The organism is Streptomyces termitum, from assembly GCF_014650175.1.
In the GTDB taxonomy this organism is placed as follows: domain Bacteria; phylum Actinomycetota; class Actinomycetes; order Streptomycetales; family Streptomycetaceae; genus Streptomyces; species Streptomyces termitum.
Genome location: NZ_BMUL01000007.1, coordinates 25,831 through 50,737 on the forward strand (window position 1 = coordinate 25,831; position 24,907 = coordinate 50,737).

A 24,907-nucleotide genomic window follows, 5' to 3' on the forward strand; every position below is an offset into this window, starting at 1 on the left:
ATTCCCCCTTGCTCCTCGTATTGCACTAGTGCATAATGCTGTTTGTGCTAGGAGAGTATCGGATCGAAGGTCGTCGCGCATCGGAGATCGCCGCCAGCGTCGAGCGGGGCGTGGGCACCGGAGCCCTGGAGCCCGGACAGCACCTGCCGCCCATGCGGGAGTTGGCGGGGCTGCTGGGGGTGAATCCGAACACCGTCGCCGCCGCCTACCGCACCCTGCGCGAGCGCGGGGTCATCGAGACCGACGGGCGGCGCGGCAGCCGGGTGCGCCCCCGGCCCGCCACCACCGCCCGCGGCTCGCTGCGCGTCGAGGCCCCGCCCGGCGTCCGGGACGTCAGCCGGGGCAACCCCGACCTCGCCCTGCTGCCGCCGCTCGGCGACGCGCTCGCCGAGGCCGCCCGGCGGTACGCGGCCCGGCCCGGCCTCTACGGAGAGGCGCCCCTCGACCCGGACTTCGCCCGCCTCGCGCGCGCCGCCTTCGACGCGGACGGTGTCCCCGCCGGGCCGGTCGGTGTCGCCTCCGGCTCCCTCGACGCCGTCGAGCGGGTCCTCGCCGTCCGCCTCAGGCCCGGTGACGCCGTCGCCGTCGAGGACCCCGGCTGGGGCAGCCTCCTCGACCTCGTCCCCGCCCTCGGGCTGCGGCCCGTCCCCGTCGCCGTCGACGACGACGGGCCGCTCGCCGGGGAGGTCGAGCGGGCGCTCGACCGCGACGGGGCCCGCGCGGTGATCGTCACCGACCGGGCCCAGAACCCCACCGGGGCCTGCGTCTCCGCCGGGCGCGCCGCCGCGCTCCGCCGGATCCTCGCCGCCCGGCCCGGCGTGCTGCTCATCGAGGACGACCACGGCCACGGCATCGTCGACCGGCCGCTCCACCCGCTCGCCGGGGTCACCGACCACTGGGCGCTGGTCCGCTCCGTCGCCAAGGCGTACGGCCCCGACCTGCGCATCGCCGCCTTCACCGGCGACCCCGAGACCGTCGACCGGGTCCTCGGCCGCCAGCGGCTCGGCCCCGGCTGGGTCAGCCGCCTCCTCCAGCAGACCGTCGCCCACCTGTGGACCACCGGCGCGGTGGACCCGGGGGCGGTCGCCGCCGCGTACGGGGAGCGGCGCGACGCCCTCGTGGCGGCCCTGGCCCGGCGGGGCGTCGCGGCGCACGGACGCGGCGGCATGAACGTCTGGGTGCCGGTCGCCGACGAGACGGGCGCCGTCGCCCGCCTCCTCGCCGCCGGCTGGGCGGTCGCCCCCGGCGCCCGCTTCCGCCTCGCCGCGCCTCCGGCCGTCCGCCTCACCGTCTCCGAGCTCACCTCCCGCGACCTCGCCCCCCTCGCCGACGCCGTGGCCGCCGCGGCGGGCCCGGCCCCGGCCCGCACCTACGGGTAGGGGCCGGGGGTCAGCCCGCCAGGAGGCCGAGGAGCCGTGCCAGGGCGTCCGCGACGGGCTGCGCCACCGGGCCGACGGCGCTCGCGAGCAGGCCGAGCCGGGCCAGGGTGAGACCGCCCTCGGCCATGCCGCCGGGGTCGCGGGCGAGCACGGGCAGGGCCGCCTCGACGATCCCGGACTGCTCCCGGGTGAGGACGGCCCGGTCGCCCAGCTCCGCGAGCCGGGCCAGCAGCTCCTGGGCGGCTGCCTGGACCTCCTGGTTCTTCGTGATGTGGACGGTGCCGTGGTTGAAGCCGATGTTGCCGTCGCCGGTCTGCTGGACGACGGGTCCGTTGTAGGTCGTGTGACGGGTCGGTTCGGTCATGGCCTCATCCCCTGAACCCCGTGTTCATGTTGCCCCTCTGCTGGACGACGGGCCCGTTGTAGTTGCTGATCTGGAAGACGGTCCTCGTGAACTCGGCCCCGGGGTGGTCGATCGCGTGGACGATCCTTCCGGCGATCGCCAGCAGCTCGTTCATGTCCGGCAGGGTCACGGCGATCAGGGAGCCGCCGGCCGTCTCCACGGCCAGGATCGGCTTCGCCGCCGTGAAGAGGCGGGCGAGGAAGAAGACGCCCAGACCGAGCGTGATGACGAGCAGCGGGGACCGGAGCTCCTCGGGAGGGTTCCCGCCGGAGGTCACGGAGATCGCCACGTAGACGACGGCGGCGATCGCCAGCCACTTGAGGAAGTCGAGCAGGATCGCGCTCCGGTCGGGCTTGAGGCGGAACGCCTCGATCCGGCTGAGGTTGTGCAGCGGGAAGGCCGCCGCGCCGACCCAGAGCATCCGCTGCCGCACCGAGATCTCCAGTGTGCTTCCGGGGCGCGGCGGCTGCGGGAACGGCGGGGGCGGCGTGTCCGGGGGCTCCGGAGGAGGCCCGGGCGGCGGGGGCGGCGCCGATGGCGGCGAGCCCGGAGGCCGTGCGGGCGGTCCGGAGTTCCCTACGGTGTCCATGTGTCCCCCCTGTACGCGCGTCCGCCGGCCCCGCGTTCCGCGCGGGGAGCCCCATTAAGCGGTAAGCGCACCCGGCACGGCAGGCGAGAACTGGCCAAGTAGAGGAAGAATCAAGAGAATTGACGAGTATTCAGATACGGGCCGGAGACTTTCGGGGCGCGGCGGAGGCCGGGGCCTTCGGGGGTACGGTCCCCGGGCGCGGGGCTTCCGGCGCGGCCGGGGTGCGGCGAGGGGCGCGGCGGGTCTGGGTGAGGGCGGCGCCGAGGAGGACGACGAGGGCGCCCACGGGGGTGTTCCAGGACAGCTGCTCGCCGAGGAAGGCCACGCCCGCCGCCGTCGCGATGACCGGGATGAAGTACGTGACCATCGACGCCGTCGTCGGGCCGACCTCCGCCACCACGCCGTACTGGAGCAGCATCGCCCACCCGGTGCCCAGCGCACCCAGGGCGATCACGGAGAGGAGCGGGAGCACCTCGACCGAGTCGGGCAGGGTGGTGAAGAAGGGGGTGACCAGGGCCAGTTGCAGGGTCGCGAGGCCCACCTGGCCGGTGGCGAGCGAGAGGTGGGAGGCGCCCGAGCCGCCCAGGGTCCGGCGGACGTGGATCCAGCCGACCGCGTAGCTGAGCGAGGCCAGCAGGGCCAGCGCCGTACCCGTCACGTCGAGGCCCGAGAAGCCCTGCCAGGCACCCAGGACCGTCAGCACGCCGATGAAGCCGAGGCCCAGACCCGCCGCCCGGACCCGGGTGGGCCGGTCCTCGGAGAGTGCGACCAGCGAGAGGGCCATGCCCCACAGCGGCGTCGTCGCGTTGCAGATCCCCGCGAGCGTGGAGGGGATCGTCAGCTCGGCGTACGCGAAGAGGGAGAACGGCAGCGCGTTGAGCAGGAACGCCGCCACCGCCAGATGGCCCCACACCCGCGCCCCGCGCGGCAGCCGGTCCCGCTTCACCACCAGCGCCGCGGCCAGTACCGCCGTACCGAACAGCAGTCGGCCGAAGGTCACCTGGAAGGGGGCGAAGCCCTCCGTCCCCACCTTGATGAGGAGGAAGCTGAAACCCCAGATCAGGGCGAGCACGCCGAAGCGGACCCGCCAGTCGAGGAGACGGGCGCGGAAGGGGGCGGGGAGAGGGCTGCGGGCGGGGGCGGGAGGCGTGGCGGGGAGGGTCATGCACTCAGAGTGAACCTCCCCACCTCGTAGAACAAGCGAGATTTCTTCGACCCCTTCCCTTAGCATCACTTACATGTTGAACCTGGAGCGCCTCCGCACCCTCGACGCCGTCGCCCGGCACGGCTCCGTCAGCGGCGCCGCGGACGGCCTGCACGTGACGACCTCCGCCGTCTCCCAGCAGCTCTCCAAGCTGGAGCGGGAGGTGGGCCAGCAGCTCCTCGCCAAGAACGGGCGCGGCGTGCGGCTCACCGACGCGGGACTCCTGCTCGCCGAGCACGCCGCCCGGATCCTCTCCCACGTCCAGCTCGCCCAGGCCGACATCGAGGCCCGGCGCGGCCAGGTCGTCGGCGAGGTCCGCCTCGTCGGCTTCCCCACCGCCGCCCGCGGCCTCTTCCCCGCCGCGCTCGGCGCGCTCCGGGCCGGCCACCCCGACCTGCGGGTCCGCACCGCCGAGTTCGAGCCCGAGCAGGGGGTGCGGGCGGTGCTGCGCGGCGATGCCGACCTCGCCATCGTCCTGGACTGGAGCAACAAGCGGGCCCCGGTCCCCGGCGAGCTGGAGCGCGCCCACCTGCTCGACGACTCCGCCGACGTCGCCCTGCCCGCCGGTCACCGGCTCGCCGGGCGGGAGGCGGTGGACCTGGAGGACTTCGCCGACGAGGACTGGGTGTCCTGGCCGGAGGGCGAGTTCTGCCACGACTGGCTGATGTTCACCCTCCGCTCGCAGGGCATCGAGCCGCGCATCGCCCACTTCGCGGGGGAGCACCACACCCAGCTCGCCCTGGTCGCCGCCGGGCTCGGCGTGTGCGTCACGCCCCGGCTCGGCCGTCCGCACCCCGAGGGCGTCGTCTTCGTCCCCGTACGGCAGAAGGTCCGCCGGCACATCTACGCCACCTGGCGCTCCGACGCCGGCCGCCGGCCGTCCCTGCGGGCGGTCGTCGAGGCCCTGCGGGAGGCGGGCCGCCCCCACGCGGACTGAGGGGGCCGGGGGCCTCGCGCGTACGGGCCGCCTCTACACGTACGGGGGTCGGTGGCGGCGCCTCGTGCGTGCGCGGGCCGCCGTCGGGGGCTCAGAGCGCGGCGAGTTTGCGGAAGTCCCAGGAGGCGATCGCGTCCGGGGTGAGGCGGAGCCAGGCGTGCCGGCCGTCGTGCGGCATCGCCTCCAGACCGAAGTTCTTCGCGGCGAACAGCCGCTCCATCGCGTCGAGTTCGGGGCAGGGCTCGCCCGTGCGCGGGGCCTCGCCGACGAAGACGGCCGTGCCCGACAGCTCCGCCCCGCGCAGCTCGCCGTACTCCACCCCGTCGTCCACCAGGACCGAGATCCTGGGGTCGGCGCGCAGTTCGGACCAGCGGCGGCTGCGGGTGATCGAGTAGAGCCAGAGCGAGGTGCCGTCCCACGCGTACCAGAGCGCGCTGACGTGCGGCCGGCCGTCGGCGGAGACGCTCGCGACCCGGCAGGTGCGCTGTTCGGAGAGGAAGGAGTCCAGCTCCTGAGGGGTCATCATGATCCGGCGTCCGCGACGCTGTGCGACGGTCATCCTCCGCACCCTTCTGGATTTCTGACGAGACGTCAGAAATCATGGGTGCGCGTCGGCCCCGGCGCAAGGGGCGCGTACGAGGGGGAGATGAAGAGATGGGCCGTACCGAGGAACGCCGTCGGCCGCCGGGTCCCGAGGGGGTCGTCCTGCTCACCGTCGAATGCCAGCGGGGAGTGGTCGGACCGGACAGTGCCCTGCCCGAACTCGCCGCGGAGGCGCGGGAGTCCGGGGCGCTGGCGAACGTCGCCCGGCTGGTCGGGGCCGCCCGCGCGGCCGGTGTCCAGGTCGTGCACGCCCTCGCCGAGCGGCGGCCCGACGGCCGGGGCTCCAGCGCCAACGCCCGCCTGTTCCGGGTCGCCGCCCGGCTGCCGGTCCAGCAGCTCACCGGCAGCCCCGCCGTCGACCTCGCCGAGCCCCTCGAAGCCGCCGACGAGGACCTGGTGGTGCGCAGGCTGCACGGCCTCTCGCCGCTCGCCGGCACCGGACTGGACGCGCTGCTGCGCAACCTCGGCTGCCGGACCCTCGTCGTCACCGGCGTCTCCGCCAACGTGGCCGTGCCCAACGCCGTCTTCGACGCCGTCAACCTCGGCTACACCGCCGTCGTCCCGAGGGACGCCGTCGCCGGGGTGCCCGCCGACTACACCCCGGCGATGATCCGCAACACCCTCGCCCTCGTCGCCACCGTCACCACCACCGACGAACTCCTCGCCGCCTGGGCGACACCGGGGGCCGCGCCCGCCGGGGGGTGACCCCCGGCGCCGCCCGGACGGCCCCGGCCCCGACGGCCCCGGTGTGGTCCCGGCCCGGGTGCCCCGTCAGCCGAAGCCGATTTCGTCGCCCTTCAGCTCGATCGGCTCCGGCGGCAGCGGCGCCGTCGCCGGACCGCCCTTCACGCTGCCGTCCGAGATGTCGAACCGGCTCTGGTGGCACGGGCAGACGATGGCGCCGTCCCGGACCTCGCCCACCGCGCACCCCGCGTGCGTGCACTTCGACGAGAACGCCTTGAACTCCCCGGCCTTCGGCTGGGTGATGACCACGCCCCGGTCCGCCAGGACCTTGCCGCCGCCCACCGGGATGTCCGCGACCTTCGCGAGCGGTGCCGCGTCCGCGCCGCCCGCCCCGCCGCCGCCCTCGGCCCCGCCGGCCTTGCCGCCCTCCGCGTCCGGCCCTCCGCAGGCGGTCAGCGCCGCCGCCGCGACCCCCGCCCCGCCGGCCGCGATCACGGTCCGCCGTGCCACCGTGCCCATGCCTGCCCCATTTCCGCCCGGCCGCTTCCGCGCCGCGCCGCTCCGTCGCGCGCCCCGCCGCCGTGCGGCGCCGGGGAGGTGTGTCCGGAGCGACCGTAGACGCCGCCGCTGTGAGGTGGGTCCCGTTCGCCGAGGAGTCACCCCCTGTGCCTTACAGTCCGCACTAGAGTGTCCGAAGATGGACATTCGCAGGGTGAAGTGTCAAGCACCGGCGGGGGGTCGGCGTGACCGGGACGGGGGCGGCGGGCATGCGGACGGCGTCGGGATCGGTCCACGCCCACCACGTACGGGCCGTGGCACAGGCCGCCCGGCGGCGCGGCGTCGCCCCCGGCCCGCTGCTCGCCCGCGCCGGGCTGCCGCCCGCCCTGCTCGCCGGGGACGGCCCCGACCGGGTCCCCTCCGCCGCCTTCGGCCGCCTCGTCCGGATGCTCTGGGCGGCCCTCGACGACGAACTCCTCGGCCTCGGCGGCGCCCCCACCAAGGTCGGCACCTTCGCGATGATGGGCCACGTCGTCGTCCACGGCAGCCGCGACCTGCGCGAGGCCCTGCACCGCGCCCGCGCCTTCTACTCCCTCTTCCCCGGCGGACCGGCCTTCCGGCTCGTCGAACCGGCCGCCCCGGCGGGGGAGCGCGACGGCGCCGACGAGGCACGCGTCGAGTTCGACGTCTCCGGCTACGACGACCCGACACACCTCGGCACCGAGGCCACCGTCCTCGTCGCCCACCGCTTCTCCGGCTGGCTCGTCCGGCGCCGGATCGGGCTGCGCCGCGTCGAGTTCGCCCACCCCGCGCCCCGCCACGCCGCCGAGTACACCGTCCTCTTCGGCGCCCCCTGCGTCTTCGGGGCCGGCCGCACCGCCGCCGTCTTCGACCGCGCCGACCTCGACGAACCCGTCCTGCGCGACGCCGCCGCCCTCCGGAACTTCCTGCGGCACGCCCCCGACGGCGTCCTCGCCCGCTCGGACTGGGGCAGCACCGCCACCGGCCGGGTCCGCCACCTGATCGGCCGCGCCCTGCCCGCCGGACCCGTCCCCACCCCCGAACAGCTCGCCGAACGGCTCTCGGTCAGCCCGCAGACCCTCCGCCGCCGACTGGCCGCCGAGGGCACCACGTACCAACGGCTCCGCGACCAGGTGCGGCGGGACCACGCCCTCGCGGAACTCGCCGCGGGCCGCGTCTCCATCGAGGGCCTCTCCCGCCGGCTCGGCTTCTCCGAACCCAGCGCCTTCCACCGGGCGTTCCGCCGCTGGACCGGCGAGACCCCCCGCGCCTACCAGGCCCGCGACCGCGACCCGGCCCCCGCGCCGACCGCGCCGCACGACCGCCCCGCGCCCCGGGAGGAGCGGCGGACCGGGCACGGTCAACAAGGCTGAGCGGTACGGTCACGGCCGCCGCCCGCACCCCGGCCTACCGTCCCGCCATGACCGCACACCACCGGTCCGGGGCCGTACCGCGCCCCGGCCGCGGCCGCCGATGAGGGCGCGCCGCGTCCTCGGCGCCGTCCTCGGCACCGGCGTCCTGCTCCTCCTGCTCGCGGGCGTCGCCGTGACCGCCCTCGGCGTCCGGATCGACGGATCCAGCATGGAGCCCACCCTGCGCCCCGGCGACCGCGTCCTCGTCTCGCCGGGCTCCGCGGGGCGCGTCGCCCGCTTCGACGTCGTCCTGCTGCGCGGCGGACGGCAGGACTCCCTCCTGGTCAAACGCGTGATCGGCCTCCCCGGCGACAAGGTGGCGATCGTGTCGACCGGCGAGGACGCCTTCCAGGTGCTGCTCCAGGAGGGAGGGGAGGGGCCCGTCCTGCGGGTGGTCGCGCCGCAGTGGACCGGGCGGGTCCACCGCGCGGGCGCCTGCTGCGCGGCGGACGGCACCCGCGTGCCGCGCGCCGCGCTGCGCGCCGTGCCGGAGGGCCGCTTCTTCTACCTGGGCGACAACCCCGACCTGTCCGACGACGCGCGGCAGTACGGATGGGGCGCGATCGACCGCGTCGAGGGCCGGGCCGGACTGCGGGCCTACCCGGTCTCGACCGCCCCCGGCCTCGGCGGCCGGCCGGTCCTGGAGGAGTACGCCGGTCCCCTGCCGCCGTAGGAGCGGGCCCGGGCCCCGGCGGGGCTCAGGTCCGGGCCGTCGGCAGCGGTTCCCGGCCGGTGCTCAGGGCGATCCGCACCACGGTGTCCGCGATCCGGCGGGCCGACTCCTCGGGCGGCGCGGTGGCCTGCACGACGTGGCTGGCCGTCAGCCGGACCGCCGCGTCCACCGCCAGTTCGCGCGCCACCGGGTCGATCGAGGGCCAGGTGTCGGCCACGTACGCGCCGGTCATGGCGGTCGCCAGTTCGAAGGCGGCGGCCGACCGGGTCGTCAGGTAGGGGAGGAGTCCGTCGTCGCCGGTGCTTGTGAGCACGGAGCGGATCAGCGGGTTGCGTCCGGCCAGGGTCAGGGTGAAGGCCACGGCCGCCCGCACGCCCGCGCGCAGGTCGTCCGGGTGCGCGTCCAGGCCCTGCTGGATGCCCATCAGGCAGCGTTCCAGCTCGCGTCGGAACAGGGCCTCGCCGAGTGCCTCCTTCGACGCGAACTCGGCGTACAGCGTCTGCCGGCTGACGCCCACGTCACCGGCCAGGTGCGCCATCCGCAGCCTGCCGAAGCCCTGGTCCGCGACGCGCGCGAAGGCGGCGTCCAGCAGGCGTTCGCGCAGCAGTGTCCGGACGGTCTCCCTGAAGCGTGCCATCGCGCCAGCCTAGAGCAGCGTCATTTCTCCGAAGAGTGTCCGCAGTATTGACACAACTTCTAAGAGTGTCCAATTCTCGAACAGTCAGCCACAGAGTGTCTGTTCGTCCCCGGCCGCCGGCCCCGGACGCACGGCTGTCCGCATCCCCACCCCGCGCCACCCGCGCGGACCAACGGTTGGAGAACCCTCATGCAGCACGAGCCCAGAGGCGTCACCCGCTGGCGCAGATCCGCCTTCCTCGCCGTCCCGGCCGGCGCCGCCGTCGCCGCCATGGCCACCGCGATGGTCCAGGGCGCCCTCGCCGCCAACCTCTCGCTGACCAGCGTCCCCTTCACCCTCAGCTCCAGGACGGTGGCGGCGCCGCAGGGCATCGGCGCGGTCATGCACACCATCGACGCCGGCGGACCCAAGGGCGCCGCCCAGGTCGGCATCGCCAAGGCCGGTCTCGACGGCATCTGCGTCCACGCCACCCAGTCGGTCGACCTGCCGGTGATCGGCAGCCTCGGCACCTGGTCGCTCAACATCTCCTCGCCCGCCGCGGCCACCCCGCTCACCAGCGACCAGCTCGCGAACGGCGCCGGCCTCCAGGCCAACAAGCTCGTCCTCGACGCCCAGGCGCTCAAGGCGTCCACGGCCACCCTGAACGCGGGCGACGCCACCCCGAACGTCATCGGCGCCGCGGCCGACGGCGACGGCATCAAGGCCACCGGCATCAAGGACGGCGCCGCCGGTCAGTTCGGCCTCGACGCCACCGGCGGCCGTACCGACATCAGCGATCTGAAGGCCGACGCCAACGGCGCCACGATCGCCGGTGCCATCACGCTGCCGGACCTCGCCATCGCCATCAAGCACGGCGAAGTGGGCTGCTGACATCCCCTCCGCACCGCACGAGCACCACCGCACGACCCGGACCGGGACGGCGCGCCACCGCGGGGCGCGCCGCCCCGGGACCGGCCACCCGCCGCCCCACGCTCCCCGCCTTTCCCGCACGCCCCGCCTTTCCCGTACGCCCCCGAACGCCCCTGCGAGGCCCCCGTGACGCCCACCGACCCGCCCGGCCCGGACCACCCCGACCCCGCCCCGCCCGGCTCCGTACCGCCCACCTCGGTTCCGCCCGGCTCCACCCCGGCCAGCTCCACCCCGGCCGCCTCCGCGCCGCCCGCCTCGGTTCCGCCCGGCTCCACCCCGCCCACCTTCGTCCCGCCCGGCGACGGAACGGTTCTCCACGCCGCAGCCGCCCCCGGCGCGACCGCCCCGGCCCCCGCCGTCCAGGTGTCCGCCCCGGCCGCCGAGGCCCCCGCGCCCTCCCTCCCCGCCCGCGCCCGGCGCGGTTTCCGGCGCTGGCGCCGGACCCGGCCGTTCTGGGCCGCCCTCTGGATCGCCCTCGGCGGCTTCGTGATCTTCTTCCTGCCGATGGCCCCGCTCGGCAAGATCCTCCAGGTCGGCGTCGGCGGCATCGCCGGCATGGCGGGCGGCGTCGTCATCATGGCGATGGCGCTGCTCGTCCTCGCGCTGCCCGGCCAGCGCCACACCGCCGGCACCATCGCCGTCATCGCCGGCGTGGCGTCGTTCCCGCTCTCCAACCTCGGCGGCCTGTTCGTCGGCATGACCCTGTCGATCCTCGGCGGCGCCATGGCCTTCGGCTGGCTGCCCGAGAAGCCCACCGGCCGCCGCGGCCCCTTCCGCCGGACCCGGACCACCACCGAGGGGGCGCCCGCGTCCCCCGCACCCCTGGGGAGCGGATCAGCGTGAACGCCTTCCTGACGGCCTCCCGCACGGCCCGCGGCCGCCTCGCCCTGCTCGGCGCGCACGGCGCCCGCGCCGCCGCCGACTGGAACGCCCGGATGCTCGCCGAGGCCGCCGAACCCGTCCGGCGCGGCACCCGCTGGGGCCGCGGCGCCCTCGCCCTCGTCCCCTCCTGCCTCGCCGTCGGCGCGCTCGGCGCCGCCCTCGCGCAGGGCGCCCTCGCCGCCAACTTCAGCGTCACCGGGCAGCCCTTCACCCTCACCTCCAACGGCGTCTCCGGCACCGGCTTCGGCGCCATCGTCAACACCCCCGCCGTGGGCCGCCCGGACGGCACCACGGCCACCGACACGGCGATGGCCCGCGTCGGCTTCGCCAGCGCGGGGCTCGCCGGACTGTGCGGGATCGTCCACCAGTCGATCGCGGGCGTGCCGTACTCGCTGCTGCTCACCGGCGGCCAGCAGGTGACCGCGGCCCCGCCCGCCGACTTCACCACCGACATAGACGCCTCGAACCTCTACATCCAGGCCACCGAACTCCAGGCGTACGGCCCCACCACCCTCCAGAACGCGGTGCTCGGCCAGTCCGCCGACCAGGTCACCGTCGCCGGGAAGCCGCTCACCGGGGCGCTGCCCGGCGGCTTCGGCCTCGGCTCGGCGGGCGGCGAGGGCGGCAGCTCCATCAAGCTGCACGGCCTCCACGCCACCGCCTACGACGCCGAGATGGCCGGCGCGCTGGTGCTGCCCGACCTGAAGCTGCGGGTCGTCGCGGGAACGGCCACCACGTGCTGAGCCGGGCGCGGGCCGCGCGGCTCTGGTTCCGGGCCTTCCGCCGCACCCGCCCGTTCTGGGGCGGGGCGTGGCTGGTGGCCGGCGGCTGGACGGTCCTCAAGTTCTCCCTCAGCTCGGTGCGGTTGATCGTCAGCACCGGCTTCGGCGGCATCGCCGGATACCTGGTCGGCGGCGGGATGATCCTGTGCGGGCTCATCCCGATCGCCGCCCCCCGACAGCGCTACACCTTCGGCCTCATCGGCTGCGTCCTCGCCGTGGTCTCCCTGGTCGTCTCCAACCTCGGCGGCTTCCTCCTCGGCATGGCGCTCGGCGTCCTCGGCGGCTCGATGACGGTCGGCTGGGGCGTCCGCCGCCCCGCCCGCCGCCCGTCCGCACCCGAGGCGGTGCGCGGATGACGGCCCCCGCCCGGCCCGGCGCCTTCCGAGAGGGGACAGGCGTACGGAACGGGACCGGGGTACGGGGGCGGCGCAAGGCCCTCGCGGTGGCGGGCGCGCTGCTCCTCGCCGTCGTCACCGCCCTGCTCGCCGGGCAGCCCAGCAGCGCCGCGAACCGGACGGCCGCCGCCGTCGAACCGCTCGGCGTCCCCTTCCTCCCCAGCCCCTACCCGCTGCGGGTGACGATCGACAGCATGGTCGCCGTCTCCCTCACCGTCGACAAGGGCGTCACGATCCGGCTCTCCGACGGCACCACCCGGGTCACCAACAAGTACACCTTCACCAAGCTCCAGATCCGCTCCCACATGAACGTCACGCAGCGGGCCGACGGCCACACCCTCACCATCGACGTGCCGAACGAGGGCTCGCTGGGCGGCTACGACAGCGCGGGCCGGCCCGAGACCACCACCATGTGGGGGAACATCACCAACGTCTGCGTCCGGGTCCTCCTCAAGATCTGCGGCGTGCAGGGCCTGCTCGACTTCTTCGGCTCCCTCATCCCGCTGACGGCGGGGGCCGAGGACTTCGCCGGGGACATCTACGCCATCCGCACGGTCGACGACCACGCGGCCCTCGACTCCACCGACAACCCCGTCCACCTCCCCGGAACGATCACGGTGACCACGCCATGAACCCCCCGGACACCCCCCGCCGGGACCCGCGCCCGAGCCCCCGCCCGGACTCCGGCCGGGACCCGAACCCGAGCCCAGGCCCGGACTCCTGCCCGGACTCCCGCCCCAGCCCCCGTCCGGACTTCCCTCCCGAAGGCCGTACGCACTGGCGCCGGAGCCTCGCCGTCGCCGTCCCCGCCCTCCTCGCGGCCGGGGGGATCGGCTCGGCGATGGCCACCGGCGCCCTCGCCGTCGGCCTCCAGGTCCAGGACCAGCCGGTCGACTTCACCACCAGCAGCCTGTACGGGACGCAGTACGCCGCCGCCGTCGTCGACCAGCCGACGGTCCGCCCCGACGGCACCGCCGGCAGCGTGCGGGTGCTGCGGATGGGCTTCGCCGACGGCGTCCTCAACGGCCTGTGCCTCAGCCGCCGCCAGCAGATCGCGGGAGCCACGTACACGCTGCTCCTCACCCTCGGCGACGACAACCCCGGCTCCTGGGAGATCCGCACCCGCAACACCGTCCTCGACCTGAGGAACGCCACCGGCGTCCTCGACATGGACGGCGTCGTCGACCTCAACGTCAACGGCGCCGACGTCCGCACCGTCAAGGACGCGGGCGGCGCCTTCGTGCCCAACCCGCTGGGCGCGCCGCAGCACCGCTTCGGCATCCAGGCCCGCTACGCCAAGTTCGACCGGATCACCGGCACCGCGCAGGACTTCCAGATCCCCGGACTGCTCACCACGCCCCGGCTCAAGCTCTCGGTCAAGCCGGGCTCCGTGCCCTGCCCGCCCCCCGCCGCCCCGACCGGCACCCCCGGCACACCGTGAGATCCGGTACGCCCTCCGGCCGGGGCCCGGTTCAGCCCAGCAGGCCGAGCAGCCAGCCGAGGGCCGATCCCAGGAAGTCGAAGGCCCAGTTCATCAGGACCACCAGCAGGGCGCAGAAGCCGAGGAGGAGCACCGTCCCCCAGCCGCAGCCGTGCCCGCCGGTGTCCACCGCGTCGTCGTCGCGTCCGCCCCACTCGAAGTCGAACAGGTTCATGCGCCCCCCTGGTTCCCGGGCGAAGCCCCCCGGCTCCGGCCCCACCCTCCCGGACTCCGCGCGGGACCGGACGGTTCCCGTCCCGGGGCGCGGGGCGGGAACCGTCCGGTGCGGGCGCGGCGGGGGAGTCAGGCGTTCCGCGCCTCGCCGCCGGTGTCGTCGCCCTCGATCTCGATGCGCTCCTTGCGGACCCGGCCGGTGACGGTCTCCTCCTCGGTCACCTCGTCCGTCGTCAGCCGCACCCGCTCGACGGGCACCGCCTCCGTCTCGACGACGGGGCGCTCCTCATGGAGGACCACCTCGTGCTCGGCCTCGGTGATCTCGGGCCCGGACAGGGCCTCGTCGCGGTTGACGTCCGTGATCGGCTCGCGCTCCACGCGCACCTCCTCGTGCCGCACCGGCACGGTCTGCTGCACCTCCTCGGTGACGACGTACTTGCGCAGCCGGACGTGGCCGCTCTCGACCCGCTCGGTGCCGACGCGCATCCGCTCCTCGGACCGCGTCATCGCGCCCTCGGCGCCATGGGTTCCGGCGTCGGTACGGGCCTCCCGGCCCGCGGTGTCCCGACCCACGGCCCCCGCCGCCCCTGCGGCACCCATGGCCCCTGCCGCTCCCGCTGCTCCTGTGGTCCCCGCCGCCCCCGTGGTCCCCGTGGCGTCCGTGCCCGCGGCACCGGTTCCGCCCGCGCCGCCGTGGGCCCAGCCGCCCTCACCCGGTGCGTTGGCCTTCTGCCAGGCGTCGTCCCACGCGATGCCGTAGTACTCGTAGAGGCGCTGTTCCTCCCGCGCGTCGAGGTGGCCGCCGCCGTCGACGTCCACGTGCGGGGCGTCCTTCACGCGGTCCTTGGGATAGGGGACCTCCAGATGGTCCCCGACCACGGAGGCGTCCCGGATCGGGACGAAGGACTCGTGGGTGCCGAAGAGACCGGTCCTGACGGTCACCCACTCGGGCTGCCCGGTGGCGTCGTCGACGAAGACGTGCCGGGCGTCGCCGATCTTCTTCCCCTCGGCGTCGTGGACGGGATGGTCCAGCACAGTCGGGATCTGCTCCTGCGTGATCATGTCGGCCTCCTGGTGTCGGTCCGTTCACCCGGCGAGTAACCGGCCGACCGATGGGGAAACGTCGCGGACACCACCGGAACACTTGATCGTCGACCGGTTGACCGTTGAACGGAAGGCGGAGCGGGCGAGGGGGAGGGGTCAGTCGAGGAGCGCGGTCGCCTCGACCTCCACCAGGACGTCCGGCTCGAAGAGGTGGGCGACGCCGATGAGGGAGGCCGGGGGCATCGGCGCGGGCAGGCCGACCTCCTCGGCGACGGACTCCACCCCGGCCATGAACGCGCCGATCAGCTCGGGGCGCCAGTCCGTCACGTAGAACGTCAGCCGGAGCACGTCCGCGAACGAGGCCCCCGCGCCGGCCAGCCCGGTGGCGGTGTTGCGCAGGGCCTGGGCGACCTGCCCGGACAGGTCGCCGGGCGCCACCGGCGTCCCGTCGGCCAGGCGGGCGATCTGTCCGCTGACGTGGACCTGCCGGGTGCCGGTGCCGACGGAGACGTGGTGGTACGGGACGGGCCGCAGCATGTCCCGGGGAGTGAAGTGCCGGACGGTCATGGTGGTTTCTCCTGCTTCGCGGACGGGCGGAGGAGTCCCGTTTGACGCCCCGCTCCGGTATCCGGAAGATACTTAGTGTCCTGAAGGCACTTCAACGAGACCAGGTTTCGCCATGGATACCGCCGGGCCGCGCGTCGGCGCCCCGCACCGCGAGCTCCTCGACCAGGTGCTGGACAAGTGGTCGCTCGCCGTCCTCGACCGGCTCTGCGAACGGCCCTGCCGTTTCAACGAGTTGCGCCGGGCGATCCCCGCCGTCACGCAGAAGTCCCTGACGGCGACCCTGCGCCGGCTGGAGCGCAACGGCGTGGTCGAGCGCGAGGTGACCGCTACCCGGCCGGTGGCGGTCACCTACCGGATCACCCCCCTCGGCAAGACCCTCCGCCACCCGGTGGACGTCCTGCTCGCCTGGGCCGACGCGCACCTGCCCGCCATCGAGAACGCCCGCCACGCCTTCGACGCGCGGTCCGACGAGGAGAGCGGCCCTCCTTCCCGCTGAGACCTCGCCCCCTTCCCCTGGGGGCTTCGGCGTCCTCGGCGTCGCGGGCGAAGGCCCGCCGCCACCGCGAACGCACCCGCTGACCCGTCCGGCGGCCGCCAGAGGAACCGCACAATTCGCTTCTTGCGCGACAAGAGCCCGAACACGCATCAAGCATGCATACATGTTGAATATTCCGAGAATTTGAAGAATCCGAAATGAATCGACTGCCAGATCATTGCAAGTCGTACGGAAGGTGAATCCCCTTATTCAGGGAGTCTGATCATCACGGTTGACCGTGATCATGCTCGGATGTAGCTTGACGTGTCCTTTACCAACCGAGCTGGATACGGGGATGCGCAGAAAACTCTTCTTCAGGCTCGTTTCCTTCGTCTTGGTCGGCGGTTCGACGGCCGCGTGCGCCTCCTCTTCGGGCGGAGGTGATTGGCGGGACGACCTTGCGGCGGCTCCGGCGGTCGCCACCGTCGGCGGCTCGGACAGCGCATGTCGGCTTCCCGCCGCATTCGACATCGCCGAATCCTGGGTTCCTGAAGCGATAGGTGGGTACGGCGGGGGCACCCCGCCCGTTCAGGGGGGTGTCTCCCTGGTCTGCGAAATCGATGCCAAGCCTGCCGGGTACGCGGGATTCCTGCGCGTGTGGGCCGGCCGGGACGCGAAGCTCGGCTCCCGTGGGATCCTCGACGGCTACATGGCGCAAGAGGCGGGCGCGGAGAAGCCCGCCTACCGCGAAACGAAGGCGGGCTCGTTCCCTGCCACCGAGGTCACCTACCTCAAGCCCGGTGCCGCCCAGGGAGAGGTGAAGCGGGAGCGCGCCCTGGCCGTGAAGCTTCCGCGGGGCTCCGTCATTCTCCATCTGGGCGGTCTCGACACCGGGGAGCACGAGAAGATGCTTCCCGCTTACGTTCTCGCCAAGAACACGATGCGGGAATCTTCCCTTCCCGCTCGACCTGCTCCGTAATCGGGCAAGTTCGAACAATTCGGCTTTCTTGTCCGTGCGTCGCTCCCCCGTCGCCGGATTTAATCAGCGGAGATCCGGGCCGTCCTGCCGTCCAGATTCATCGGTGCGCCAAGGTTCTCTCCCTGTCTTCGCCCCCTGTTCTTCCGGGATACCTCCGCCCGGCACCTCGTGCTGCCCTGAGGAGAAGGTGTCGGAGCGATCTCGGAGAAACCGGCGTCTCTCCTGACGCCGGTCACCCTTCAGGAAGGTTCTGTCCGGCATGCAGCCGATAAGAAAGCCTTTAAAGAAAAAAGTTCTGAGATTCGCCAGAAGCGCGGTCCTGGCGACGGCGGCGGTGACCAGCATGAGCCTGCTCGCGGTGACCGCCGACACCGCCTCCGCCGCCTCGCGGACCACCAGCGCGACCGCCGCCGAGGAGGCCAGGGCGTCCCTGGCCGCCTACCGGGCCGAAGCGGCGTCGGACGCCCCGCCGGGGTTCCCGGACATCAAGTGGGACCGCTGGCCGGAGTGGAGCATCTGGACCAGCTTCGCGCAGCCTGACATCACCGTCTGGAACGCCTGGATACCCAGCGCCGCCACAGGCGAGCAGGAACTCGCCGACATGTGCCGCCTGGGCCGCGTCCTGCACTCCGGCGGCCCGCTGGTGAAGGACCTGACCAAGACCGCTCTGGCCGGCGCCCCGGCGGACCGGCGCCTGGCGCTCACCGAGAACTCCGCGGGCAAGACCCCCGTCGAGCTGGCGAACTCCAAGGACTGGGACACCGCGCCGCCGCCGCCCGGGTTCGAGACGGAACAGCAGAAGCGCTGGCTGGAGCAGATCGGCAAGTTCCAGTACCACTTCGACGCACCCGAGTTCGACACGGAGACCCGCGAGTTCCGCCGCGACTCCCACCAGAGGACGCAGGACGCGACCTTCGAGGACCTGGTCCCGCGTGCCGGTGCGGAGTCGGTCGCCAGGGTGGCCGAGATCATCGACCAGACCAAGGCATCCGACGAGTACTTCGTCGAACTCGACCGGTTCCAGAAGGAACTGGCGGCCCTGTTGGGTGCCGGCGCCGGCACGCTGACCGACCTGACCGTCGGGATGTCCGCGGACGACGCCCGCATGTTCCTCCAGGCCGGAGGCTTCCCGAAGACCGCTCCCGAGGCGGGCACCGTCGAGTTCCGCACCGAGGTCGAGGCGCTGAAGACCCGGTGGGCCAACTGCGACCACGAGAACGCCTCCGACCCGTACCGGGTGATGGGCGACGTCGTGGAGACCGCCCGAGCCGAGTACCAGGCGGAACTGGACACCCAGTCCGCGTTCCGCAACACCATCGTCGACGCCGAGTCCCTCGCCTACGACGACCTGTGGAACGCCTCGTTCGCCATGGTCGAGGCGGTCGGCCAGGCATGGGTGGCCGAGGAGATCCTGGCCTGGCAGCGCTCGCACGGCACGAACTGGGTCCCCACCGCCGAGGAGAAGACCAGGATCGAGACGGGGCTGAAGGAGACCCAGACCAACATCACCAAGCAGCTCGCCCTCGCGCGGTCGTACGTCGACGACGCCGAGAAGCAGGTGACCCGGGCCGACACCGCGCAGGCGGCGGCCTTCAAGGCCGCCGCCGAGGCCGGTACGCCGCCCGGCCGGGGCCTGGCCTACGCCCAGCAGTCGGTACAGGTCGCCAAGGCGTCGGCAGCCGGAGCCAAGGCCGCCTACCAGGCCGCGAACACCGCGCTGCAAGCGTCGAAGGCGACGGTCGCCGACAACGGCGCCCTGTTCTCCCGGGCGCGCGCCGAGGCGAACGCGCTGGAGGCCGAGTACCGCCGTGTCGCCGCGCAGGAGAACGCGGCACAGGCCACCACCGCCGCGAACGCGGCGGCCGCGCAGGCGACGAAGGCCGAAGAGGAGGCAGTCCGGGCCAAGGAGGCCCGCGTCCGCGCGGAGACCGCCGAGGCAGCGGCCAAGAAGGCCGCCGACGAGGCCCGCGCCAAGCGGCTGACCGCCGAGGCCGAGAAGAAGACCGCGGCCGAGGCACGCAAACGGGCCGACACCGAACGCGCCAAGGCCGACGCCGCCGAGAAGCGGGCGGCCGAGGAGCGGAAGGCCGCCGGAGAAGCCCTGGCCGACGCCGAGGCGGCCGGGGCGGTCGCCGAGTCCCGGACGTCGGACGCGCTGGCCGCGGAGATCCGGGCTGCGGACGCCAAGGACAGAGCCCTCGAAGCCGAACGGAAGGAGGACGCCGCGGCCTCCCGGGCAGCGGCCTACGAAGCCGCGGCCGCGGCGGCGGAAGGCACCGAGGACGCCGCGGCGGCACGTGCGGCGGCGACCGACGCCAGAAACGCCGCGAACGAGGCGTCAGCGGCTGCCGGCCGGTCCCGTGCCGCGGCCGACGACGCGAGCGCCGCGGCGGTGGCCGCACGCGTCGCGGCGGATGAGTCCACCGCGGCCGCGAAACGTTCCCGGGCCGCGGCCGAGGGCGCCAAGGCCGCCGCCGCGACCACACACGCCCAAGCCACCGCGGCCCGAGCCGCGGCGGCCGACGCCATCGACGCCTCCGAGGCGGCCGGCGCCCACGCACGGGCGGCGGAGGCGTACGGACGCGTCGCCGCGGCCAACGCCGTCTCGGCGAAGGCCAACGCGGCCGCCGCCCGGTCGCAGGCCGACCAGGCCCGCGCCGAGAGCGCCGTGACCACCGGCCAGGCATGGGCGGCCGCCCAGGCGGCCACAGCGGCCAGTGACGCTGCCGCGCTGGTGATCGACCCCGCCAACGAGGCGATCTCGCTGGGCAGTCCGCACCAGGCCAGGGACGCCTCCGCGGGCATGGCCGTGCTCGTCGGGCAGAGCGCGCTGAGTCTGTCGGCGCAGCAGGCCGCCGCGGCGCAAGCCCGGGCGGACGAAGCGGCCGAGGCGGCCCAGGCGGCGAAGGAGGCGGCCGATCGCGCCGACGCCGACGCCGTGCTCGCCGCGACCGCCGCGGCCACCGCCGCGCAGCAGGCCGCGAAAGCCGCGGTCTCCGTCACCAAGGCGCAGGCATCCGCCCGTGCCGCGGCGGCCGACGCGAGCGCGGCACAGACGGCGGCCGCCAACGCCACGAAGTACGAGGCGCAGGCGGCGGCCGACGCGACCGCGGCCGACACCGCGGCCACCGACGCCGAACGCGAGGCGGCAAGTGCCCGGGCGGCGGCCTCCGCCGCCGAACTGGACGCGGAGGCCGCCCGCGCCTCGGCCAACGCCGCCGAGGGCGACGCCAGTGCCGCGCACGCCGTCGCGGACCGCGCCGAGCAGGACGCGCTGAGCGCCGAGGCCGCCGCCGAGAACGCCCAGGCCAGCGCTCGCGAAGCGGACGCTGCCGCCACGCGGGCGGAGGCGGCGCTCCAGGAGCGGATCGAGGCCGCCCGCGCGCAGAGGGCCGAGAGTCCTGTCGACACCGGGGCCGAACTGACCGCCGACGAGGAGAAGATCCTGCTCGCCGCGTGCGGCCAGACCTGTGTCGACCAGTGGCGTGCGGCGAAGGCCGCCACCGCTCAGGACGTCCTGGACTGGGTCAAGGCCAACGGCGGCCAGATCATCCTCGACGTCGTCGGCTACAACGACGCCAAGGCGTGCTTCACCAAGGGCGATGTCGAAGGCTGCCTGTGGACGTTGATCAACGCGGCCAGTCTCGCCGTCGTCGTGGCCAAGCTCCCGCAGCTCACCGTGGCCGTGGGACGGGTCGTCCTGGGGATCAAGGCGTTCTTCGAGGCGTCGGCCAAGGGACGACGGACCCTGAAGAAGCTCCGCGAGATCATCGAGAAGGCCAGGCGCGACCCCGACACCCCGCCCTGCCTCGAAGGAGTGGCCGGGTCAGGTGCCAGATCCCTCGCGGCCGCCGGAAACTCGAACGACGTCTGCGATCTCGACTGGACCATCGAGGACCTGCCCGTCGAGAAGCTGGACGCCCTTGAGGACAAGTACGGCATCGACGCGGCCGACGGCGTGGACTACAACTGGGGGAAGATGATGGAGAAGGGACCCGACGGGAAGCCCACGAAGAACGCGAACGACCACGCCATCCCCGGTATCGGCACCAACATCGAGGAGCTGGCCAAGTACTTCGCCTCATGGCGGGGCAAGGCCACCCACATCGACCCCAACACCGGCAACAAGGTCGCCTTCGACGCGACCAAGAAGGTCGTCATCATCATCAAGGACAGGTACATCCACGGATACAAGATGACCCTGGAGAAGTTCAACAGCAAGTACAACCCCCTTACCCCGTAGCCCAGTGAGGAAAGCTCGACCACGATGAGGACACGGATCAAGCTGACCAGGGCCGGTGAGGCGTTCCAGGGGCGGCTCACCGCGGCGCAGACGGACCTGATGTGCGAGGCCCTGCGGACACTCGACGGCTGGGCCTCCACGGACGAGGCCCTGGCCGTGCAACTCGGTGCGGACCGCGAAGAGGTCGACCGGCTGTACGACAGGCTCAAGGGTGACCACACAACCACCCGGGAGTTCACCCTGACCTCCCGGGAACTGCACGTCATCCACGCGGCCCTCACGGCCGTGGCCCCGATGTTCCGGACGAACGGCGGATTCTCGGAGGAGGCGTTCTACGACAGGATCGGCTTCTTCCGGGAGAACGCCGACGCCATGGCGTCGAGCATCGTCAGCGCCGTGTCCGAGGCCACGGCACCGTAGCCGACCGGCCGTCTCACTCGGACGGGCCGCATCCCACCCGGGGTGCGGCCCGTCCGTCCGTTCCACGGGCTTCGGAGACCCTTGCTCCGAAGGGTGCCGGCCGGCCGGGTCGTAGCGGGCTCCGACGTGCCGTACGGCTGCCGCCTCGCACGCCTTGCTTCCCCCCGGCCCGGGGCGCGGACACTCCTCGCCCGCGATCACGCTCGGTTACTATGCTCACTGCGTGCCGGAGGCCGGCGGCAAGGGGCGCGGCACCGCCGGCGGTCTGCTCGGGGAGCGCGGGGAATCGGCTTGCCGGCCGAAACTCCCCGGATTCCCCCGGTGCTGTCGACCGGTGATTCCTGCCCCTGCGCTCCGGAGAAGTCGTCCGTGAAATGCAAGGCTGAGAAGATGGGTGGCCTGGGGAAGTGTTGAAAGAGGTCGTAGCGACCCGCTATGTCACGCCTCTGCGTGAGGGCGGATCGCTCCCGGGGATCGTCGAGGCCGACGACCTCGGCACGTACGTCGTGAAGTTCACCGGTGCCGGACAGGGGCGCAAGACCCTCGTCGCCGAGGTGATCTGCGGGCAGCTGGCCCGGCGGCTCGGGCTGCGGGTGCCCGAGCTGGCCGCCATCGAGCTCGACCCGGTCATCGGCCTGTCCGAGCCGGACCAGGAGGTGCAGGAGCTGCTGAAGGCGAGCGGCGGGCTCAACCTCGGGATGGACTTCCTGCCCGGCTCCCTCGGCTTCGACCCGCTCGCGTACGAGGTCGACCCGAAGGAGGCGGGGAAGGTCGTCTGGTTCGACGCGGTGATCAACAACGTCGACCGGTCCTGGCGCAACCCGAACATGCTCGTCTGGCACGGCGACCTGTGGCTCATCGACCACGGCGCCACCATGATCTGGCACCACAACTGGCCGGGGGCCGCCGCCTCCGCCGCCAAGCCGTACGACGCCTCCGACCACGCCCTCGCGCCCTTCGCGCCCGACGTCGCCGCGGCCGCCGCCGAGCTGGCCCCGCTCGTCACCCGCGCACTGCTCGACGAGGTCGCCGCCGACGTCCCCGACGCGTGGCTGGACGGCGAGCCCGGCTTCGACTCGCCCGACGCCGTGCGCGCCGCGTACGTGGCGGCGCTGCTGCCGCGTGCCGCCGGCATCCACGAGCGGATCACCCTCGGGCCGCGCACCGACCGCCGCCCGCAGCAGCCGCCCGGCTGGCTCGCCGAGCGCCTCGCCCCCCGGCCGCACGCCACCGAGAAGGACGGCACCACGTGACCGACCGCGATGTCTTCGAGTACGCGCTGCTGCGCGTGGTGCCGCGCGTCGAGCGCGGCGAGTGCTTCAACGCGGGCGTGGTCGTCTACTGCCGTGCCCGGTCCTTCGTGGCCGCCCGCACCCACCTCGACGAGGCCAAGCTGGCCGCGCTCGACCCGGCGGCGGACGTGACGGGCGTACGGGCCGCGCTGCGCGCTGTCGAGGGCGTCTGCCTCGGCGGGGACGCGGCCGGGCAGGCGGCCCGGGACGACGCCGGGCGGCGGTTCCGCTGGCTGATCGCGCCGCGCTCCACGGTGGTCCAGCCGGGCCCGGTCCACACCGGCCTCACCGGCGACCCCGAGGCCGAGGTGGAACGCCTGCTCGACCTCCTGGTGCGGTGACGGCGCGCCGCCCGGCGCCCTGGGTGACGACGGAGTGACGGGGCGCACCCGGTGGGCCGTTGACACCGGGTGCCAGGGCTTCTAGCGTCTCGTCATGCGGTCGTACTAAGCGGTCGCTCATGTGCGGGACGCGTGAGCGGCGGACGGACCGGGACCGGCCCGGCGGGCCGGCCCCTCCGCCCGTACGACCGCATCCAGGGACATCCCCCAAGGGCGAGGAGAAGCAAGCATGTCCACCACCGAGCAGCGCGTAGCCGTCGTCACCGGTGCCGCACGGGGCATCGGCGCCGCCACCGCGATCCGCCTCGCGGCCGAGGGCCGCGCCGTCGCCGTCCTCGACCTCGACGAGGCGGCCTGCAAGGACACCGTCGAGAAGATCACCGCCGCCGGCGGCCGCGCCCTCGCGGTCGGCTGCGACGTCTCCGACGGCGCCCAGGTGGAGGCCGCGATCGCCCGGGTCGCCGCCGAGCTCGGCGCGCCGACGATCCTCGTCAACAACGCGGGCGTGCTCCGCGACAACCTCCTCTTCAAGATGGACGAGGCCGACTGGGACCTCGTCATGAACGTGCACCTCAAGGGCGCCTTCCTGATGGCCAAGGCGTGCCAGAAGCACATGGTGGACGCGGGCTTCGGCCGGATCGTGTCGCTCTCCTCCTCCTCGGCGCTCGGCAACCGCGGCCAGGCCAACTACTCGGCCGTCAAGGCGGGCCTCCAGGGCTTCACCAAGACCCTCGCCAAGGAGCTGGGCAAGTTCGGCGTCACCGCCAACGCGGTCGCCCCCGGCTTCATCGTCACCGAGATGACCGCCCAGACCGCCGAGCGCGTCGGCATGGGCTTCGAGGACTTCCAGGCCGCCGCCGCCTCCATGATCCCGGTGCAGCGCGTCGGCCGCCCCGAGGACGTCGCCAACGCCATCGCCTTCTTCACGGGCGACGACGCCGGCTTCGTCTCCGGCCAGGTCATGTACGTCGCCGGCGGCCCGCTCAACTGACCCCGGCAGGGGCGAGAGGAGACAGAGGCATGAGCGCACAGCAGCAGCCGGAGCCCTCCGGCCGGGTCGCGCTGATCACCGGCGCCAGCCGGGGCATCGGCTACGGCATCGCCGAGGCGCTGGTCGCCCGCGGCGACCGGGTCGTCCTCACCGGGCGCGGCGAGGAGGCCCTCAAGGAGGCGGTGGAGCGCCTCGGCGCCGACCGTGCGGTCGGCGTGGCCGGAAAGGCCCACGACACCGCCCACCAGGCCGCCGCGGTCGAGGCCGCGATGGACGCCTTCGGGCGGATCGACTTCCTGGTGAACAACGCCGGCACGAACCCGGTCTTCGGCCCCCTCGCCGATCTGGACCTGGAGGTGGCCCGCAAGGTCTTCGAGACGAACGTGGTCTCGGCGCTCGGATTCGCGCAGCGGACCTGGCACGCCTGGCAGAAGGGGAACGGCGGCGCGATCGTGAACATCGCCTCGGTCGCCGGAATCTCCGCCTCGCCCTTCATCGGCGCGTACGGCGTCAGCAAGGCCGCGATGATCAACCTCACCCAGCAGCTCGCGCACGAATTCGCGCCGATCGTGCGGGTGAACGCGATCGCCCCGGCCGTCGTGAAGACGAAATTCGCGCAGGCCCTGTACGAGGGCCGCGAGGCCGAGGCGGCCGCCGCCTACCCGATGGGCCGGCTCGGCGTCCCGGCGGACATCGGGGGCGCCGCGGCCTTCCTGACCTCGGAACAGTCCGGGTGGATCACGGGCCAGACGCTGGTCGTCGACGGCGGCATTTTCCTGAACGCCGGAGTCGGCTGACCGATAACCGGACACTTTCCGGATTCCGTGTCCGGATTGGACCCGGTTGCACGGCGAATGCCTCAAGTGCCCCGCCAGGCTCGCGCATTGACCTGG

29 protein-coding genes are annotated in these 24,907 nt (G+C 73.7%); 19 read left to right on the plus strand and 10 right to left on the minus strand.

The features are described from left to right. Positions 1-44 precede the first annotated feature (44 nt). The gene (locus IE219_RS14940) at positions 45-1,379 is read left to right on the plus strand and encodes an aminotransferase class I/II-fold pyridoxal phosphate-dependent enzyme (RefSeq protein WP_229849767.1); all 1,335 of its coding nucleotides are present in this window, start codon (positions 45-47) and stop codon (positions 1,377-1,379) included. Between the two features lie 10 nt (positions 1,380-1,389). Here IE219_RS14940 and IE219_RS14945 read toward each other — a convergent pair whose 3' ends face one another. The 3 genes from IE219_RS14945 to IE219_RS14955 form a co-directional block, all read right to left on the minus strand. Beyond that, positions 1,390-1,743: a hypothetical protein gene (locus IE219_RS14945; RefSeq protein WP_189977387.1), complete on the minus strand. Its 354-nt coding sequence runs from the start codon at positions 1,741-1,743 to the stop codon at positions 1,390-1,392. 4 nt (positions 1,744-1,747) lie between these two features. Beyond that, positions 1,748-2,215 carry a DUF6232 family protein gene (locus IE219_RS14950; protein WP_229849768.1) on the minus strand — a complete coding sequence of 156 codons (468 nt, stop codon included), beginning with the start codon at positions 2,213-2,215 and terminating at the stop codon, positions 1,748-1,750. 286 nt (positions 2,216-2,501) lie between these two features. Then, a complete protein-coding gene (locus IE219_RS14955) occupies positions 2,502-3,536 on the minus strand; it encodes a DMT family transporter (protein WP_189977389.1) in 1,035 nt (344 codons plus the stop codon). Between the two features lie 73 nt (positions 3,537-3,609). Here IE219_RS14955 and IE219_RS14960 point away from each other — a divergent pair, with 73 nt between their 5' ends. Continuing rightward, a complete protein-coding gene (locus IE219_RS14960) occupies positions 3,610-4,512 on the plus strand; it encodes a LysR family transcriptional regulator (RefSeq protein WP_189977391.1) in 903 nt (300 codons plus the stop codon). 91 nt (positions 4,513-4,603) lie between these two features. Here IE219_RS14960 and IE219_RS14965 read toward each other — a convergent pair whose 3' ends face one another. Further along, positions 4,604-5,071, minus strand: coding sequence for a pyridoxamine 5'-phosphate oxidase family protein (locus IE219_RS14965; protein ID WP_189977392.1), 468 nt, complete (start codon positions 5,069-5,071; stop codon positions 4,604-4,606). Positions 5,072-5,166: 95 nt separating this feature from the next. Here IE219_RS14965 and IE219_RS14970 point away from each other — a divergent pair, with 95 nt between their 5' ends. After that, on the plus strand, positions 5,167-5,820 hold the full coding sequence (locus IE219_RS14970; RefSeq protein ID WP_189977394.1) for a cysteine hydrolase family protein: 654 nt from the start codon (positions 5,167-5,169) through the stop codon (positions 5,818-5,820). A gap of 66 nt (positions 5,821-5,886) precedes the next feature. Here IE219_RS14970 and IE219_RS14975 read toward each other — a convergent pair whose 3' ends face one another. Continuing rightward, on the minus strand, positions 5,887-6,318 hold the full coding sequence (locus IE219_RS14975) for a Rieske (2Fe-2S) protein (protein ID WP_189977396.1): 432 nt from the start codon (positions 6,316-6,318) through the stop codon (positions 5,887-5,889). A 224-nt stretch (positions 6,319-6,542) separates the two neighbouring features. On the opposite strand from IE219_RS14975, the gene IE219_RS14980 reads away from it, so the two are divergent. Both IE219_RS14980 and lepB read left to right on the plus strand, forming a co-directional pair. After that, the gene (locus tag IE219_RS14980) at positions 6,543-7,691 is read left to right on the plus strand and encodes an AraC family transcriptional regulator (RefSeq protein ID WP_229849769.1); all 1,149 of its coding nucleotides are present in this window, start codon (positions 6,543-6,545) and stop codon (positions 7,689-7,691) included. Positions 7,692-7,791: 100 nt separating this feature from the next. Further along, on the plus strand, positions 7,792-8,403 hold the full coding sequence (gene lepB, locus IE219_RS14985) for a signal peptidase I (protein ID WP_189977398.1): 612 nt from the start codon (positions 7,792-7,794) through the stop codon (positions 8,401-8,403). A gap of 25 nt (positions 8,404-8,428) precedes the next feature. Here lepB and IE219_RS14990 read toward each other — a convergent pair whose 3' ends face one another. Continuing rightward, positions 8,429-9,040, minus strand: coding sequence for a TetR/AcrR family transcriptional regulator (locus IE219_RS14990; RefSeq protein ID WP_189977400.1), 612 nt, complete (start codon positions 9,038-9,040; stop codon positions 8,429-8,431). Between the two features lie 189 nt (positions 9,041-9,229). Here IE219_RS14990 and IE219_RS14995 point away from each other — a divergent pair, with 189 nt between their 5' ends. The 6 genes from IE219_RS14995 (at position 9,230) to IE219_RS15015 (ending at position 13,449) form a co-directional block, all read left to right on the plus strand. Continuing rightward, the gene (locus tag IE219_RS14995; protein ID WP_189977402.1) at positions 9,230-9,910 is read left to right on the plus strand and encodes a DUF6230 family protein; all 681 of its coding nucleotides are present in this window, start codon (positions 9,230-9,232) and stop codon (positions 9,908-9,910) included. 165 nt (positions 9,911-10,075) lie between these two features. Next, positions 10,076-10,792, plus strand: coding sequence for a DUF6114 domain-containing protein (locus IE219_RS32270; protein WP_189977404.1), 717 nt, complete (start codon positions 10,076-10,078; stop codon positions 10,790-10,792). Then, positions 10,789-11,574 (plus strand): DUF6230 family protein, encoded by a 786-nt coding sequence (locus IE219_RS15005; protein ID WP_229849770.1) that lies wholly within the window; start codon positions 10,789-10,791, stop codon positions 11,572-11,574. The genes IE219_RS32270 and IE219_RS15005 overlap by 4 nt, the downstream gene beginning before the upstream one ends. After that, a complete protein-coding gene (locus IE219_RS15010) occupies positions 11,568-11,969 on the plus strand; it encodes a DUF6114 domain-containing protein (protein WP_189977406.1) in 402 nt (133 codons plus the stop codon). Before IE219_RS15005 ends, IE219_RS15010 begins: the two co-directional genes overlap by 7 nt. Beyond that, on the plus strand, positions 11,966-12,640 hold the full coding sequence (locus tag IE219_RS31710; protein ID WP_229849771.1) for a hypothetical protein: 675 nt from the start codon (positions 11,966-11,968) through the stop codon (positions 12,638-12,640). The genes IE219_RS15010 and IE219_RS31710 overlap by 4 nt, the downstream gene beginning before the upstream one ends. Further along, entirely contained in the window at positions 12,637-13,449 is an 813-nt protein-coding gene (locus IE219_RS15015; protein ID WP_229849772.1) for a DUF6230 family protein, read from the plus strand. The genes IE219_RS31710 and IE219_RS15015 overlap by 4 nt, the downstream gene beginning before the upstream one ends. Positions 13,450-13,480: 31 nt before the next feature. Here the strand turns inward: IE219_RS15015 and IE219_RS15020 are convergent, their stop codons facing one another. From IE219_RS15020 to IE219_RS15030, 3 genes are all read right to left on the minus strand, one after another. Further along, positions 13,481-13,663: a hypothetical protein gene (locus tag IE219_RS15020; protein WP_189977410.1), complete on the minus strand. Its 183-nt coding sequence runs from the start codon at positions 13,661-13,663 to the stop codon at positions 13,481-13,483. A 128-nt stretch (positions 13,664-13,791) separates the two neighbouring features. Then, a complete protein-coding gene (locus IE219_RS15025; RefSeq protein WP_189977412.1) occupies positions 13,792-14,724 on the minus strand; it encodes a YsnF/AvaK domain-containing protein in 933 nt (310 codons plus the stop codon). A gap of 138 nt (positions 14,725-14,862) precedes the next feature. Then, positions 14,863-15,273, minus strand: coding sequence for a RidA family protein (locus IE219_RS15030; RefSeq protein WP_189977413.1), 411 nt, complete (start codon positions 15,271-15,273; stop codon positions 14,863-14,865). Between the two features lie 112 nt (positions 15,274-15,385). On the opposite strand from IE219_RS15030, the gene IE219_RS15035 reads away from it, so the two are divergent. Together IE219_RS15035 and IE219_RS15040 are read left to right on the plus strand one after the other, a co-directional pair. Further along, entirely contained in the window at positions 15,386-15,769 is a 384-nt protein-coding gene (locus IE219_RS15035; RefSeq protein ID WP_189977415.1) for a winged helix-turn-helix transcriptional regulator, read from the plus strand. Positions 15,770-16,103: 334 nt separating this feature from the next. After that, entirely contained in the window at positions 16,104-16,727 is a 624-nt protein-coding gene (locus IE219_RS15040; protein WP_229849773.1) for a lipoprotein, read from the plus strand. A gap of 63 nt (positions 16,728-16,790) precedes the next feature. On the opposite strand, the gene IE219_RS15045 is transcribed toward IE219_RS15040, so the two are convergent. Continuing rightward, positions 16,791-17,072 carry a hypothetical protein gene (locus tag IE219_RS15045; protein ID WP_189977417.1) on the minus strand — a complete coding sequence of 94 codons (282 nt, stop codon included), beginning with the start codon at positions 17,070-17,072 and terminating at the stop codon, positions 16,791-16,793. Here IE219_RS15045 and IE219_RS15050 point away from each other — a divergent pair. The 6 genes from IE219_RS15050 (at position 17,071) to IE219_RS15075 (ending at position 24,811) form a co-directional block, all read left to right on the plus strand. After that, entirely contained in the window at positions 17,071-20,970 is a 3,900-nt protein-coding gene (locus tag IE219_RS15050) for a hypothetical protein (protein WP_189977418.1), read from the plus strand. The genes IE219_RS15045 and IE219_RS15050 overlap by 2 nt on opposite strands. A gap of 24 nt (positions 20,971-20,994) precedes the next feature. Continuing rightward, positions 20,995-21,390 (plus strand): hypothetical protein, encoded by a 396-nt coding sequence (locus IE219_RS15055; RefSeq protein WP_189977420.1) that lies wholly within the window; start codon positions 20,995-20,997, stop codon positions 21,388-21,390. Positions 21,391-21,797: 407 nt separating this feature from the next. Next, positions 21,798-22,643, plus strand: a complete 846-nt coding sequence (locus IE219_RS15060; RefSeq protein WP_189977422.1) for a HipA family kinase — start codon at positions 21,798-21,800, stop codon at positions 22,641-22,643. Next, positions 22,640-23,023 carry a DUF3037 domain-containing protein gene (locus tag IE219_RS15065; protein WP_030492363.1) on the plus strand — a complete coding sequence of 128 codons (384 nt, stop codon included), beginning with the start codon at positions 22,640-22,642 and terminating at the stop codon, positions 23,021-23,023. The genes IE219_RS15060 and IE219_RS15065 overlap by 4 nt, the downstream gene beginning before the upstream one ends. Positions 23,024-23,252: 229 nt before the next feature. Next, positions 23,253-24,014 carry a 3-oxoacyl-ACP reductase FabG gene (gene fabG, locus IE219_RS15070; protein ID WP_189977424.1) on the plus strand — a complete coding sequence of 254 codons (762 nt, stop codon included), beginning with the start codon at positions 23,253-23,255 and terminating at the stop codon, positions 24,012-24,014. 29 nt (positions 24,015-24,043) lie between these two features. Next, positions 24,044-24,811 carry an SDR family oxidoreductase gene (locus IE219_RS15075; protein WP_189977426.1) on the plus strand — a complete coding sequence of 256 codons (768 nt, stop codon included), beginning with the start codon at positions 24,044-24,046 and terminating at the stop codon, positions 24,809-24,811. Positions 24,812-24,907: the final 96 nt, after the last annotated feature.

What these genes read in the sequence shown, in the direction of transcription:
- IE219_RS14945 (WP_189977387.1), bottom strand. Translation starts at nt 1,743, where the DNA reads ATGACCGAACCGACCCGTCACACGACCTACAACGGACCCGTCGTCCAG.
- IE219_RS14955 (WP_189977389.1), bottom strand. Translation starts at nt 3,536, where the DNA reads ATGACCCTCCCCGCCACGCCTCCCGCCCCCGCCCGCAGCCCTCTCCCC.
- IE219_RS14960 (WP_189977391.1), top strand. Translation starts at nt 3,610, where the DNA reads ATGTTGAACCTGGAGCGCCTCCGCACCCTCGACGCCGTCGCCCGGCAC.
- IE219_RS14965 (WP_189977392.1), bottom strand. Translation starts at nt 5,071, where the DNA reads ATGACCGTCGCACAGCGTCGCGGACGCCGGATCATGATGACCCCTCAG.
- IE219_RS14970 (WP_189977394.1), top strand. Translation starts at nt 5,167, where the DNA reads ATGGGCCGTACCGAGGAACGCCGTCGGCCGCCGGGTCCCGAGGGGGTC.
- IE219_RS14975 (WP_189977396.1), bottom strand. Translation starts at nt 6,318, where the DNA reads ATGGGCACGGTGGCACGGCGGACCGTGATCGCGGCCGGCGGGGCGGGG.
- lepB (WP_189977398.1), top strand. Translation starts at nt 7,792, where the DNA reads ATGAGGGCGCGCCGCGTCCTCGGCGCCGTCCTCGGCACCGGCGTCCTG.
- IE219_RS14990 (WP_189977400.1), bottom strand. Translation starts at nt 9,040, where the DNA reads ATGGCACGCTTCAGGGAGACCGTCCGGACACTGCTGCGCGAACGCCTG.
- IE219_RS14995 (WP_189977402.1), top strand. Translation starts at nt 9,230, where the DNA reads ATGCAGCACGAGCCCAGAGGCGTCACCCGCTGGCGCAGATCCGCCTTC.
- IE219_RS31710 (WP_229849771.1), top strand. Translation starts at nt 11,966, where the DNA reads ATGACGGCCCCCGCCCGGCCCGGCGCCTTCCGAGAGGGGACAGGCGTA.
- IE219_RS15015 (WP_229849772.1), top strand. Translation starts at nt 12,637, where the DNA reads ATGAACCCCCCGGACACCCCCCGCCGGGACCCGCGCCCGAGCCCCCGC.
- IE219_RS15020 (WP_189977410.1), bottom strand. Translation starts at nt 13,663, where the DNA reads ATGAACCTGTTCGACTTCGAGTGGGGCGGACGCGACGACGACGCGGTG.
- IE219_RS15025 (WP_189977412.1), bottom strand. Translation starts at nt 14,724, where the DNA reads ATGATCACGCAGGAGCAGATCCCGACTGTGCTGGACCATCCCGTCCAC.
- IE219_RS15030 (WP_189977413.1), bottom strand. Translation starts at nt 15,273, where the DNA reads ATGACCGTCCGGCACTTCACTCCCCGGGACATGCTGCGGCCCGTCCCG.
- IE219_RS15035 (WP_189977415.1), top strand. Translation starts at nt 15,386, where the DNA reads ATGGATACCGCCGGGCCGCGCGTCGGCGCCCCGCACCGCGAGCTCCTC.
- IE219_RS15040 (WP_229849773.1), top strand. Translation starts at nt 16,104, where the DNA reads ATGCGCAGAAAACTCTTCTTCAGGCTCGTTTCCTTCGTCTTGGTCGGC.
- IE219_RS15050 (WP_189977418.1), top strand. Translation starts at nt 17,071, where the DNA reads ATGAGCCTGCTCGCGGTGACCGCCGACACCGCCTCCGCCGCCTCGCGG.
- IE219_RS15045 (WP_189977417.1), bottom strand. Translation starts at nt 17,072, where the DNA reads ATGCTGGTCACCGCCGCCGTCGCCAGGACCGCGCTTCTGGCGAATCTC.
- IE219_RS15055 (WP_189977420.1), top strand. Translation starts at nt 20,995, where the DNA reads ATGAGGACACGGATCAAGCTGACCAGGGCCGGTGAGGCGTTCCAGGGG.
- fabG (WP_189977424.1), top strand. Translation starts at nt 23,253, where the DNA reads ATGTCCACCACCGAGCAGCGCGTAGCCGTCGTCACCGGTGCCGCACGG.
- IE219_RS15075 (WP_189977426.1), top strand. Translation starts at nt 24,044, where the DNA reads ATGAGCGCACAGCAGCAGCCGGAGCCCTCCGGCCGGGTCGCGCTGATC.